This is a genomic window from Ottowia beijingensis, assembly GCF_042680925.1.
In the GTDB taxonomy this organism is placed as follows: domain Bacteria; phylum Pseudomonadota; class Gammaproteobacteria; order Burkholderiales; family Burkholderiaceae_C; genus Ottowia; species Ottowia beijingensis.
In genome coordinates this window covers 40,802-54,315 of sequence record NZ_JBHUEP010000018.1, presented here as the reverse complement: position 1 = coordinate 54,315, position 13,514 = coordinate 40,802, and the positions used below count along the sequence as shown (strand labels likewise).

Below are 13,514 nucleotides of genomic sequence, written 5' to 3'. Positions count from 1 at the left end.
CACCACCTCCGCGCCAGTGCTAGCTTTTCGTACCGTCACTTATTGCACTGAAAACGAGGAGACCCCAACAGCACCGGCACCACATCGAGCGGCTTCGAGCAGTTCGGCGAGACGGTCAACCGGCTGGACCAGATCAGCAAAAGTGTGGCGGACACGACGGGGCTCACGCAATCTCAGGTGGCACGCATTGCCATGGGTGCATCCGGTCACGTGGGAATCAATACCCCCCTTGCGGGACTAGGCGCAAACGCGTCTGGCGACAAGAGCTATTTATCGGGGCTATCTGCCGCTGAACAAAAGGTGCTGACCTCCATGAACAGCGAGCAACTGGCCGAGTTCAAGCAGTTTGGCGACCGGGTGTCTCGGGACAGAAGCTTCATCAGCATGGTCGCCAGCGATAGCCGTGAAGCCCAGGACCTGTCCGCCCGGCTGGCATCGACCACCGCGCGGACCGAGCGGGCTGACGCCAGCCTGAACGAGCGTAGCGCCTTCGCAGAGCGGGTCTCGACGGCCTATGAGCGAGGAGAGACTATCTCGATCGATATCGCCCAGGATCCCCACAACCTCGCGATGTTCACCCGCTACGCCGAGCAGTATGGTGGCAACAGCGCGTCGGCGCGCGTGCTGATGGAAGCGGAGCTGGCCAGGCAGTCGCTGCAGCCCAACCGGGTGTTCTCGGACGGCACTGCAGTGCCGTCCGCCTTTGGGGACCTGTCCGTCCAGCACCTGCAGAATTCCAGCAGCCCTGCCCTTGCGCCGGATCTTGGAGGCCAGCACCGCGCCAACCAAGGCAGCGTGCGCAGCTCTGGCGGTGGGCCCAGGGCTGCGTCGCCGGGCGAGTCCCCGTCGGCCATGCGCAGCGAGGTCCAGGCAGAAGGCCAGCGTATCCGTGCAAGCTCCTCCGCGGATCAGGCCACCTTCGAGCGCAAAGCGCAGATCACCAAAACGCCGGATGGGACCCTGGCTTCGGAGCGGTCCCTGATGCTGCAAACTGGCAAGCAGGTGAAGGAGGATGCCGCCCCCATCGTTGAGGACGCCAAGCAAGCTGTCAAAGATGCGCTGAAGAAATAGACCCGTTAGAGGCTCTTGTCTGCGTCGTGCATGCGATTGCCGTACTCAGAGTGCGGCGGCTTCATGAACGGCGGATGTCCTTCGTCCCGCCAGTAGTTCGCCGCCAGGTCTCGACCGGAGGTACCCATTCCGGGGATCGGATTGAGTTCCTCCTCCGTCGGAGCTCGGCGAAGCAAACGCTGCCGCTTCCCAACTTGCGATAGCGCTCCTCCGATTGCCCCCCCGAACAGCATCCCCAAGACCATCATGACAACGCGTACCCCCCAGTCTTCGTGGCGCGCAGGCAGGTAGCCGAGACCTGCGCCCAGCACTAGGATGAAGAGGAAGATGGCTTTTCGCATAGAACCTCCTTGCGATACGAGACACCTTACTGATCGACAGCCAGAAATCAAGGCGATCGGCGCATCCGCCACCGAGCTTCAAGCTCCTGTAACGCGCTGAAGCTATATCAGATTGGCTACGAGCTGTTCCAGTGTGAGGCGTTCTCGCGGAAATTGCGCTCGCACCGCGCTAGGCTCGGCGATACCCAGTAGCAGTCCAACTTGCACTTCGTCCGCCCCTCTCGCATACAGCTTTGCCGCAACAGTATGGCGCGCTCGAAGCGCCGTCATATTCTTGAGCTCGGCATAGCAGAAGATCTTGCGATAGGCTTCCAGGATGCTGCGGCATTGAAACTGCCTCTGACCGTTCGCTTCGTACGGCGTGATTTCAAAACCCCGTCCACTGGAAGACAAGAACAGTCGAGTGGTTGGATCGAGCCCTCTATATGCCCTATCGTCACCAAGTCCGAGTTTTCGGAGAACGCGCTCGGCGAGATAGCTGCTCAGAACCTCATCTAGCCTAGAGCTGCGAAAGAACAATGGCCGCGACCGGCCATTGATCGCGACCTCTGGTCGAAACTCGGACGAGTGGCGCACGCCCCCAGTGGGGTCAAGGTAGTCTCGGATCTCCAGACGCGCGATCTCCAACGGTCGAGCCCCAGTGGCCAAGAGGAGAAAGTACAGCCCCAGATCTTCATGAGGCTGATGACTACGGCCGCGGATGCGTTGAGCACCTTCAGCGATCTCCTCTTCACTGAGGACGTGAGTGTTATGACTTGGCATAGGCTTCCCCCTCTGTCCGCCCACTTCGAGAATTGAATCGCCATCCGATGCAAGCGAACTTGCTGCACAAACCTCTCGTTCTGGACTCCTGAACGCCCCCCACCACCCTTACATCCTCCGAGCAGATACGTGCCCATTCAGTCGTCGTATCAGTTCTCGGACTCGACTCGCACACTCGCCCTCAGCCTTTGAGCGCGGCCAGCCCTTCGTCCAACATCTTCTTCGCATCCCCGAACAGCATGCGGTTGTTCTCTTTGTAGAACAGCGGGTTGTCCACGCCGGCGTAGCCCGAGGCCATGGAACGCTTCATCACGATGCTGGTCTTGGCCTTCCACACTTCCAGCACCGGCATGCCGGCGATAGGGCTGTCCGGGTCTTCCAGGGCGCTGGGGTTCACGATGTCGTTCGCGCCGATGACCATGGCCACGTCGGTGTCGGGGAAGTCCTCGTTGATCTCGTCCATCTCCATCACGATGTCGTAGGGCACCTTGGCCTCGGCCAGCAGCACGTTCATGTGGCCGGGCATGCGGCCCGCCACCGGGTGGATGGCGAAGCGCACTTCCACGCCCTTGGCGCGCAGGGTCTGGGTGATTTCGTTCACCGTGTGCTGGGCCTGGGCCACGGCCATGCCGTAGCCGGGTACGATGATGACGCTCTTGGCCTCGCGCAGCAGCTCGGCCGTTTCGACGGCGCTGATGGGCACCGCCTCGCCCTGCGGCTCGGCGGCAGCGGCGCCACCATCGGCCTTCTTGGGCGCGCCCGAGCCGAAGCCGCCGGCGATCACGCTGATGAAGTTGCGGTTCATCGCGGTGCACATGATGTAGCTCAGGATCGCGCCCGACGAGCCCACCAGCGCGCCGGTGACGATCAGCAGGTCGTTGTTCAGCATGAAGCCGGTGGCCGCGGCCGCCCAGCCCGAGTAGCTGTTGAGCATGGACACCACCACCGGCATGTCGGCGCCGCCAATCGCCATCACCATGTGCACGCCGAAGAGCAGCGCGATCACGGTCATCACGACCAGCGCCGTCATGCCCGCGCCGGGGCCGTGCGCGTTCAGGAACACGCGGCCGAACCAGATCACGACCAGGAGCGCGACCAGGTTGAGCCAGTGGCGCGCCGGCAGCAGCAGCGGCTTGCCGCCGATCTTGCCGTTGAGCTTGCCGAAGGCGATCAGCGAACCGGAGAAGGTGACGGCGCCGATCAGGATGCCGATGTAGATCTCCACCTCGTGGATGATCTTTTCCGCGCCCTGGAACTGCACCGAGGTGTCGATGTAGCTGGCAAAACCCACCAGGCAGGCCGCCAGGCCCACCAGGCTGTGCATGAGCGCGACCAGCTCCGGCATCTGGGTCATCTTGACGACCTTGGCCGCGTACAGGCCGATGGCGCCGCCGATGACCAGCGCGATGACGATCCAGGTGATGCCCGAGGGGCTGACGCGCGGGCCGAACACCGTGGCCAGCACGGCCAGCGCCATGCCGATCATGCCGAACAGGTTGCCGCGGCGCGAGGTCTCCGGGTTGGACAGGCCACCCAGGCTGAGGATGAACAGGATGGCGGCGCCCAGGTAGGCGACCGTGGCGAGACTTGGGGACATGGTGTTGTGCTCTCCTCGTTCTTCTTGTTGTGGCGATGCCTACTTGCGGAACATGGCCAGCATGCGGCGCGTGACGGCAAAGCCGCCGAACATGTTGACGGCCGTGAGCACCAGGGCGGCGAACGCCAGCCACATGATGAGCCCATCGGGCCGTCCGTTGGTCCCCGCCTCGGGGGGTGCGATCTGCACCAGCGCGCCGATGGCGATGATGCTGGAGATGGCGTTGGTCACGCTCATCAGCGGCGTGTGCAGCGCGGGCGTCACGTTCCACACCACCATGTAGCCGATGAAGCACGCCAGCACGAAGACCGTGAAGTGGCCCAGGAAGGCCGCGGGCGCATAGGCGCCAATGAGCCAGAACAGCACGGCCGCCACGGCGAAGATAATGGTCAGCGCCTTGGCGGACATGGGCGCGCCCGCGCCATGGCCGTGGCCGTTCTTCTTCTCGGCCACCGCCGCGGCCGCGGCCTTGGGCGCCGGTGCGGGCGCCTGCTTGAGGGGCGGTGCGGGCCAGGTGATGGCGCCGTCCTTGACCACGGTGAGGCCGCGGATCGCCTCGTCTTCCATGTTGACCACGGCCACGCCGTCCTTGGCCTTGCACAGCTCTTCGGTCAGGCGCAGCAGGTTGGTGGCGTACAGCGTGGACGACTGCTTGGCCAGGCGCGAGGCCAGGTCGGTGTAGCCGATGAGGGTCACGCCATGGCGCACCACGGCCTCGCCGGGCACGGTGAGCTCGCAGTTGCCGCCCTGCTCGGCGGCCATGTCCACGATCACGCTGCCGGGCTTCATGCTCTGCACCATCTCGGCGGTGATGAGCTTGGGCGCAGGCTTGCCGGGGATCAGCGCGGTGGTGATGATGATGTCGGCGTCCTTTGCCTGCTCCGCGTACATCTTGCGCTGCGCAGCCTGGAAGCCCTCGCTCATGACCTTGGCGTAGCCGCCGCCGCCCGAGCCGTCTTCCTCGTAGTCCACCTTGACGAACTCGCCGCCCAGCGACTTGACCTGGTCGGCCACCTCGGCGCGCGTGTCGTTGGCGCGAACGATGGCACCCAGGTTGGCCGCCGTGCCGATGGCAGCCAGGCCGGCCACGCCCGCGCCGGCGATGAAGACCTTGGCCGGAGGCACCTTGCCCGCGGCCGTGATCTGGCCGTTGAAGTAGCGGCCGAAGGCATTGGCCGCCTCGATGACGGCGCGGTAGCCGGAGACGCCGGCGGTGGAGGTCAGCGCATCCATCTTCTGCGCGCGCGAGAGCGTGCGCGGCAGGCAGTCGATGGCCAGCACCGTGGTCTTCTTGGCGGCCAGCTGCTGCATCAGCTCGGGGTTCTGCGCGGGCCAGATGAAGTCGATCAGCGTGCCGCCTTCGCGCATCAGGCCGACTTCGGCCTCGCTCGGCGGGCGCACCTTGAACACGATGTCCGACGCGGCCCACAGCGCGGCCGCGTCCGGCAGCACCTCGGCCCCGGCGGCGCGGTAGGCATCGTCGCTGAAGTTGGCGGCTTCACCCGCGCCGGATTCGATGGAGACCTTGAAGCCCAGCTTAATGAGCTTTTCGACCACGTCGGGCACGGTGGCGACGCGTTTTTCGAGCGGGAAGGTTTCGCGGGGAATGCCAATGCACTGGGCGTCACGGCGATGCATTGCTGCGCTGGGGGCTGACTGCATGAATACTCCTCTCGATATGTGGCATTCCTTCTGGTGCATAGCGGTGCACCTGCCCTCGAAGGAGCGTTGAAGAAACTACTTCGTCAAACCTCTTCTCTTCACCGCCTCTAGCAACCATCCCTCACTGGCGGGTATCCCGGAATGAACACCTGCAGCGGCATGAGATAGAGCGACGGTTTCGCAGGCGGCATTCCCAACGAGAATCCCCACCGGGGCTTCCCGCAGATTCAGGCCGCTTGACTGGCCGATTGCAGCATTCGCAGGTTCACGGCACAGAGAGTGACCGCGTCTGCAATACAAGCAATTGCCTCTTCAGAACGCTGCGTCAGAGAACTCCAGCGTGGCGCCCGAGCCAGAGACGATTGCATGCCGCAGCCCCGCCGATTTGGAAAGAACGTGGTCACCGTAGAAGCGGCAGGTCAAAATCTTGTAGGTCAAGAAGTCCGAGCCAGGATCCGATGCGAGGAGGCGGTCGGCAGCCAATGCGGCCCGTCCCATTTGCCATCCAGCCGCGACGATGCCCAGGAGTTCCAGGAACGGACCAGAACCCGCCAGGGCAGGCTTGGGACCGCCCTCCCAAGACTTCACAAGCGACTCCACTGCTGCCTCGAGGTCGCCGATACCCTTGTTCAACTGAGCACCAATGGCGCGGAGTTCGGCATGCGCATGGGATTCCAGGTCAGCCTGGACCTGCCGCATACGCACGATCACCGCACCAATCGCGCGTCCGCCATCGCGGCCGATCTTGCGTCCCACCAGATCCATCGCCTGGATGCCGGTCGTGCCCTCATAGATCGTCGTGATGCGGGCGTCGCGGAGATACTGCGCGGCTCCGGTTTCTTCGATGAAGCCCACGCCGCCGTGAACCTGGATCCCCATGGAGGCGATATCCAGACCGGTTTCCGTGAACCACCCCTTGGCGACCGGCATCATCAGTTCGACGAAGGCCTGGTGGGCATCCCGGACTTCCGGATCCTGATTCAGCGCAGCCTGGTCCATGCTTGCCGCCATCACCGCCGCCAGCGCGCGCATGGCCTCAATCCGGGATTTCATGCTCAACAGCATTCGGCGCACATCGGGGTGCCGGATGATCGCAACTTTGGCGCTGGTCTCACCGCCTTGCTCCACGCCTTGAACCCGCTCCCGCGCATATGCCCTGGCCTTCTGGTAAGCGCGTTCGGCCAGCCCAATGCCCTCCAGGCCCACGGCGAAGCGCGCCGAGTTCATCATGATGAACATGTACTCCAGCCCGCGGTTCTCCTCACCGACCAGATAGCCGACCGCTCCCGCACCGTCGCCGAAAGCCATGACGCACGTGGGCGTGGCATGCAGGCCGAGCTTGCGCTCGATCGACACTGCTCGCACGTCGTTGTGCTCGCCCAGCGAACCATCTTCATTGACCAGCACCTTCGGCACCGCGAACAGCGAGATCCCCTTGGTTCCGGCCGGGGCGCCTTCGACCCTCGCAAGCACCAGATGCACCACGTTCGGAACCAGATCGTGGTCCCCGTAGGTGATGAAGATCTTGGTGCCATGCAATCGGTACGAGCCATCGGCCGCGCGGGTGGCGCGGGTGCGCACGGCGGAAAGGTCAGAGCCTGCCTGCGGCTCGGTCAGCACCATCGTGCCGGTCCATTCACCGCTGACCATGCGCGGCAGGTACCGCTGCTGCAGTTCAGGCGAACCAGCGTGACGCAGCACGTTCACCGCGCCTCGCGACAGCAGGCTCAGCAGGCCAAACGCGACGCTGCCGCTGTTCCACATTTCTTCGACTGCAGCGGCCAGCACGCCGGGAAGATTCTGTCCGCCCTGCTCTTCAGGCGCGGACAGTGCAGGCCAACCGGCCTCGACGAAACGCGCATACGCCTGCGCCCAGCCCGCTGGCATACGGGGCGCGCCACCTTCAAGGCGAACGCCCTCAATGTCTCCCGAGTGGTTCAGAGGAGCGATGACCTCCGAGGCAAAGACTCCAGCCTCTTCCAGCACTGCGCGAGCAAGGTCGGGAGTGGCCTCGCCATAGCCGGGCAGCGCTGCGATTTCATGCAGGTCCGCGAGCTCATTCAGAACGAACTGCATGTCCTGCAAAGGTGGGGTGTACTGACTCATAGTGCCTCCTGTGGCGAAGCGCTTGCGTTCAACAACGCAAACAGATGGATAAATTTCTTATTCGGATCTCCAACCGTGTGCGATGCCTCGGTCGTGAAGTACCGCTGCCTGAGACATCGCAAGGGCTTGCTGCAAGAGCATGCCGCTCACTCGCCGGTGAAGTTCGGGGGCCGCTTTTGGGAGAACGCCTGCAGACCTTCCCGGTAGTCGGCACTCCAGCCCATTTCGCGAATGAAGCTGGCCTCCATGGACAGTTGCTGCTCCAGCGAATGGCTGGTGGCCGCATGCATCAACTGCCGGGTGCGTACCAACGCCTTGGTCGGCATCTGGGCGATTTGTGCTGCCAAGGCATCGATGGTGCCGGCGAACTTCGAGTCCTCGACCACCTGCCAGATGAGCCCCCACTCAGCCGCCGTCGCGGCTGGGAGCTTCTCGGCGAGCATTGCCAGACCCAGAGCACGCACGGTGCCAACGGATCGCGTGAGAAACCAGGTACTGCCGGTATCCGGCGTCAGCCCGATCCTGGAGAAGGCTTGCAGAAAGTAAGCGGATTGGGCGGCCACCACCAGATCGCAAGCCAGCGCGATGGATGCGCCGCCTCCCGCAGCCAACCCTTGCACCGCCGCGACAGTAGGAACCTGCAGGCTCTGCAAGCGCATCACCAGCGGCTTGAAGTACCGCTCCACCAGATTGCCGATGTCCGGCAACTTGCCATCGACCTCCTGCATGGCGGGATCGGCAAGATCCTGCCCCGCGCAGAAGGCACGTCCCGCCCCGCCAAGCACCAGCACCCGCAACTGGCGGTCGGCTTCAATTCGGGACATGGCCTCATGGAGCTCCACCATGGTCTCGGCGTCCAGGCTGTTGAGCTTCTCCGGCCGGTTCAGCACGATGCGCGCCACGCCGCTGTCCACCGTGAAAAGAATGTTCTTGAATGTCATGCTTCAACTCCTTCAGGACGTGATCGGAATCAGTTCGGCTTGCGCACGACGATCCCGACGCCGATTGCGGTGACGACCATCCCGGCGACCGTCAGCCCCGTGACCGGCTCGCCAAAAAGCACCCACGCCATCACCGCTGTCGTGGGAGGTACTAGGTAGAAAAGACTGGTGACGGAGGTTGCGGCGCCTCGCTGGATCAACAGATACAGCAAAGAGCTGCCTCCCAACGTCAGCCCCAGCACGGACCAGGCCATGGCCCCCGCCAGCTCCGAATTCAGGCCCCCAGCGGCGCCGACCCACCGCATCGGCTCCGTTTCCAGCAACGCCAGAGGTGTGGTCACCACAAACGCCGCCAGCAATTGGATGAAGCTGGCGGTCCGAACATCGCAGGGAGCCACGAAGCGCTTCTGGTACAGGGTTCCCATGGTGATGGCCAGCAGAGCCGTCAACGCGCAACCCAAACTGGCAGGGCCGACCTCCCCGAACCCCAGCTTTGCCCAAACCACCAGCAGCAATCCCAGCAGTCCGAGAACAAGCCCCACCCATTGGGCTCTTGTCACGCTGCCGCCTCGGCGGGAAAGCCAGATCGCCGTCAGAACGGGCTGCAACCCGACGAGCAATGCAGTCAGGCCCGCGCCCATCCCCATCTTCACTGCGGCCCACACGCCGCCCAAGTAGATGGCGTGCATCAGCATCCCGGTGACGCTCAGGTGCAGCCAGCTCCGGGCGTCCCGCGGCCACGTCGCCCGGGCGGCAACGGCCCAAATGCCAAAGCAGCCGACGGACAAGGCATAGCGAACCGCCAGGAACTTCATGGGCGGCGAATGCGGCATGCCGTACCTGGCCACGACAAAGCCCGTGGCCCAGATGACCACGAACACAAGGGGCATCGAGCGCACCAGCATCGGACTTGCCGCCGAATGCGCTGGCTCCCGGAGATCAGATGCGCTGGAAATAGGGACTCCCTGAATCAAAGACTGCGTGGGGAAACCACTCAGTGTCCGGTGAACAGAGGCTTGCGCTTGCCCAGGAAGGCAGTGACTCCTTCGACGGCATCACCGGTCTGGGTCGCCGCCGAGAAACACTCCGCCTCCTGCTGCAGCCCGTCCTCCATGCGCATGGACTGCGAATGCCGGATCGCCTCGAGCGCATGGCCCAGGGACGCCGGAAACGGCTCGCCGAGGCTCTTCAGATAGGCGACTCCCGCATCGATCGGATCCTCGACCTCGACGATGCGATGGATCAGGCCGATGCGCTCTGCTTCCTGGGCATCGATCGCACGGCCGCTGGCAATCAACTCCACAGCTCGCCCAACGCCCACCAGGCGCGGCAGCCGCTGCGTTCCCCCGTAGCCGGGAATCAGGCCCAGCTTGATCTCGGGGAGGCCGAGCCGCGACGTGGGCGTCGCGATCCGAAAGGTGCACGCCATCGCCAGCTCGAGCCCGCCCCCGAACGCCACGCCAGTGATGACTGCGACGGAAGGAATGCGCAGGCTGTCCAGCTTGGCGAACGCCAACTGACCACGCCGTGCGGTTTCGCGCTGCTCGCCGGCATTCTTGCCCTGCAGTTCGCTCACATCGGCGCCCGCGCAGAAGGACTTGCCGCCGCCTGCACCAACGATGAGCAGTGCCCGGGCGTCCGATACCGCGACCTCGTCAAGACGGTTGGAGATCTCTCCGACCATCTCGGCGTTCAGCGCATTCAAGGCCTTCGGGCGGTTCAGCGTCAGGATCGCGACACCATCACGGTAGGTCAGCTCCGCGCTCATGCCTGGCTGCCTTCGTCGGATTGGGGACGGAAACGCGGCTTGCGCTTCTCCAGGAACGCCTTGACACCCTCGTGAGACTCTTCGGTACCGTAGTACAGCGCCAGCGCCTGCATGCCCAGGCCGCCAATACCACGGATCGAATCCGAATCGGCGTTGAAGGAGCGCTTGGCGATGGCAATCGCTGTCGGGCTCTTTTCCATGATTTCCTGGCACCAGCGATCGACTTCGGCATCCAGTTCCGCCATGGGAACGACAGCGTTGACTAGCCCCATGGCGAGCGCTTCCTGCGCCTTGTAGCGGCGGCACAGATACCAGATCTCACGGGCTTTCTTCTCGCCAACCACGCGGGCGAGATAGGCCGTGCCAAAGCCGGGATCCACCGAGCCGACCTTCGGGCCGACCTGGCCGAACTGAGCCGTGTCCGCAGCAATCGCGAGATCGCAGCAGGTCACCAGCACGTTGCCGCCACCGATGGCAAAGCCATTGACGCGGGCAATCACGGGCTTCGGCACCTCGCGGATCATTCCTTGCAGTTCCTCGACCGGCAGACCGATCAGGCCCCGGCCGTCGTAGCCACCATCATGGGCCGACTGGTCGCCCCCTGTGCAGAACGCCTTCTCGCCCACGCCGGTGAGCACGATGACGCCAATGCTCTTGTCCCAGCCGGCACGGTGCAGCGCGTCGATCAGTTCGTCGCAGGTCTTGCCGCGAAATGCGTTGTACTTTTCGGGACGGTTGATGGAGATGCGGGCAACGCCGCCCTTCACTTCGTAGAGGATGTCCGTGTAGTTGCTCATGGTCGTCTCCTGGTGGGGTTAGCCGTGCATGGTCAGGCCGCCGGACACCGAGATGACCTGGCCGGTGATGAAGTTGGCGTCGTCGCTGGAGAGGAACGCCACGGCGCCGGGAATGTCCTCGGGCTGGCCAAGGCGCTTCAGGGGAATGGCCCGCTTGAGACCGTCGTAGATCTTCTGGCCGAACTCGCCGCCGCCCGTGAAGGACTGCAGCAGCGCGGTATCGGTGGGCCCCGGGCACACCACGTTGACGCGCACATTGCTGCGTGCCGTCTCACGGGCCAGCGTCTTGCTGAAGGCGATGATGCCGCCCTTGCATGCGGAGTAGACGGATTCGCCGGACGAACCGACGCGCCCCGCATCGGAGGCGATGTTGACGATCTTGCCGCCGCCGGCCGCCACCATGAAAGGCACCACGGCATGCTGCAGGCTCAGGGGGCCCTTGAGGTTGATCGCGATCAGTTTGTCCCACAGATCGGGCGTGGTCTCGACAAACTGCTTGGCCACGTCCCAGCCGGCGTTGTTGACGAGGATGTCGATCTGCTTGAGATCGGCGTGGATCTTCTGCACAGCCTTGGCAACCGCGTCGTGATCCGTGATATCCAGCTGAGCCGTGGTCAGCTGACCCGCGTACTGTTGGAACTGGCCCTTGATTTCATCGAGGCCAGCCTGGTTCAGATCCAGTGCGGCGACGCGCGCACCCTCCTCCAGGAAACGCTGCACCAGGCTGCGCCCGATGCCGCCGGCTGCGCCAGTGATGATGGCCACTTTGTCTTTGAGTCCACGCATGGGAATGCTCTCCTGTAAATAAATTGAGTCAGTGATTGCGGTTGGCGATGACCTGAGCGACGTGGTCGCGCAGCTTGAATTTCTGCAGCTTGCCGGTGGCAGTGCGCACGATGGGCTCGAAGAGCACGTGCTTCGGCGTCTTGAAACCCGGTAGCCTGGCGCGGCAGAACTGGATGACCTCTTCCTGCGTCAAGGTGCCGACGTGCTGCGGATGCAGCTCCAGCACTGCACAGGGGACCTCACCCCATTTCTCGTCCGGCACGGCGACCACCGCGGCCTGGAACACCGCCGGGTGCGTGAACAGGACCTCCTCGACCTCGATGGAAGAGACGTTCTCGCCGCCGGAAATGATGATGTCCTTGGAGCGGTCCTTGATCTCGATGTAGCCGTCCTCATACACCACGGCCAGATCGCCACTGTGCATCCAGCCACCCTCGAAGGCCTCTCGCGTAGCCTCGGGGTTCTTGAGGTAGCCCTTCATGCCCAGATTCCCTCGGAAAAGCACCTCGCCGATCGTCTTGCCGTCGCGGGACACGGGCTGCAGGGTATGGGGATTGGCCACCATCATGTCTCCCGCGACCGCCGTGCGAACGCCCTGACGGCCCATGTGGCGCAGACGCTCTTCAGCCGGCATGGCGGCCCACGAATCCTGAGGCACGCAGGTGGTGTTGACACCGTGCTGCTCAGTCATGCCATACACGTGCAGCACCTCGAAGCCCAGGGCCTCGGTTTGAGCGATCACCGACACTGGCGGCGAGGCTCCGGCGCAGGCGACCCAGATGGGGGAGCTTGGCTTGCTCCAGTTCTGCGGCTTGCCTGCGATCAGCGAACTGAGCACCGCCGGGGCGCCGCAGAAATGCGTCACGCTATGCTGGCCGATGGCGTCGTAGATGTCCTCCGCGACCACCTTGCGCAGGCACACACTCGTCCCGGCCACGGCGGCCAGGGCCCACGCATAGCACCAGCCGTTGCAATGGAACAGCGGCAAGGTCCACAGGTAGACCGGGACTCCTACGTTCAACCGCGCATAGAGGGAGGTGCCGAGCGCATTGAGATAGGCCGCACGGTGGTGGTAGACCACGCCCTTGGGGTTGCCCGTGGTTCCCGAGGTGTAGTTCAACGCGATGGCGTCCCACTCGTCCTCGGGGTAGCGCAGCTGCGCATCAGCAGGCGCATCGGCCAGGAAACGCTCGTAGTCGATCACACCCACCGGGTCGGCGTCTGGGACGTCGCTTGCACGGATGTCCACCACATCCATTTGCAAGCCGGAGAGCTTCACCGCCGCACGCGCCACCTCGGCAAATTGCTGGTCCACCATCAGCAACCGGGTCTCGGAATGCTGCAGGATGAAGGCGATCGCCGCCGCGTCCAGGCGGATGTTGATGGAGTTGACGACAGCGCCCGCCATGGGCACCCCAAACTGCGCCTCCAGCATCTCGGGGATATTGGCCGCGAGGATGGCGACCGTATCTCCACGCTGGATGCCCGCGCCGATCAACGCGCGTGCCAGGCTGCGGCAACGCTGGGCGTAGGCGGCCCATGTATAGCGCCGCTCGCCATGAATGACAGCGATGCGGTCTGGATGGATGTCCGCCGCTCGGTCGAGCAACGCCAGCGGGGTCAGTGGCTGGTAGTTGGCCGGGTTCTTGTCAAGACCTTGTTTGAATTTGTTCGTCATGCTTG

11 protein-coding genes are annotated in these 13,514 nt (G+C 64.0%); 1 reads left to right on the top strand and 10 read right to left on the bottom strand.

Features of this window, described 5'->3' with window-relative positions:
- The first annotated feature begins 312 nt into the window (after positions 1 to 312).
- Complete coding sequence (locus ACFSCU_RS18390; protein ID WP_257645894.1) at positions 313 to 1,071, top strand: hypothetical protein; 759 nt, start codon at positions 313 to 315, stop codon at positions 1,069 to 1,071.
- A 5-nt stretch (positions 1,072 to 1,076) separates the two neighbouring features.
- Here ACFSCU_RS18390 and ACFSCU_RS18385 read toward each other — a convergent pair whose 3' ends face one another.
- From ACFSCU_RS18385 to ACFSCU_RS18340, 10 genes are all read right to left on the bottom strand, one after another.
- A complete protein-coding gene (locus tag ACFSCU_RS18385; protein ID WP_311231534.1) occupies positions 1,077 to 1,412 on the bottom strand; it encodes a hypothetical protein in 336 nt (111 codons plus the stop codon).
- 943 nt (positions 1,413 to 2,355) lie between these two features.
- A complete protein-coding gene (gene pntB / locus ACFSCU_RS18380; RefSeq protein WP_180551539.1) occupies positions 2,356 to 3,771 on the bottom strand; it encodes a Re/Si-specific NAD(P)(+) transhydrogenase subunit beta in 1,416 nt (471 codons plus the stop codon).
- Between the two features lie 39 nt (positions 3,772 to 3,810).
- A complete protein-coding gene (locus tag ACFSCU_RS18375; RefSeq protein ID WP_377561324.1) occupies positions 3,811 to 5,409 on the bottom strand; it encodes a Re/Si-specific NAD(P)(+) transhydrogenase subunit alpha in 1,599 nt (532 codons plus the stop codon).
- A gap of 336 nt (positions 5,410 to 5,745) precedes the next feature.
- Entirely contained in the window at positions 5,746 to 7,539 is a 1,794-nt protein-coding gene (locus ACFSCU_RS18370; RefSeq protein ID WP_180551540.1) for an acyl-CoA dehydrogenase, read from the bottom strand.
- Positions 7,540 to 7,685: 146 nt separating this feature from the next.
- Complete coding sequence (locus ACFSCU_RS18365; RefSeq protein ID WP_180551541.1) at positions 7,686 to 8,480, bottom strand: enoyl-CoA hydratase-related protein; 795 nt, start codon at positions 8,478 to 8,480, stop codon at positions 7,686 to 7,688.
- A gap of 29 nt (positions 8,481 to 8,509) precedes the next feature.
- Positions 8,510 to 9,385 (bottom strand): DMT family transporter, encoded by an 876-nt coding sequence (locus ACFSCU_RS18360; protein ID WP_311234604.1) that lies wholly within the window; start codon positions 9,383 to 9,385, stop codon positions 8,510 to 8,512.
- A gap of 89 nt (positions 9,386 to 9,474) precedes the next feature.
- The gene (locus ACFSCU_RS18355) at positions 9,475 to 10,248 is read right to left on the bottom strand and encodes an enoyl-CoA hydratase/isomerase family protein (protein WP_311234603.1); all 774 of its coding nucleotides are present in this window, start codon (positions 10,246 to 10,248) and stop codon (positions 9,475 to 9,477) included.
- On the bottom strand, positions 10,245 to 11,045 hold the full coding sequence (gene badI / locus ACFSCU_RS18350; protein ID WP_180551542.1) for a 2-ketocyclohexanecarboxyl-CoA hydrolase: 801 nt from the start codon (positions 11,043 to 11,045) through the stop codon (positions 10,245 to 10,247). The genes ACFSCU_RS18355 and badI overlap by 4 nt, the downstream gene beginning before the upstream one ends.
- Positions 11,046 to 11,063: 18 nt before the next feature.
- Entirely contained in the window at positions 11,064 to 11,831 is a 768-nt protein-coding gene (locus ACFSCU_RS18345) for a glucose 1-dehydrogenase (RefSeq protein ID WP_180551543.1), read from the bottom strand.
- 28 nt (positions 11,832 to 11,859) lie between these two features.
- Positions 11,860 to 13,509: an AMP-binding protein gene (locus ACFSCU_RS18340; protein ID WP_311234602.1), complete on the bottom strand. Its 1,650-nt coding sequence runs from the start codon at positions 13,507 to 13,509 to the stop codon at positions 11,860 to 11,862.
- Between the last annotated feature and the right edge of the window lie 5 nt (positions 13,510 to 13,514).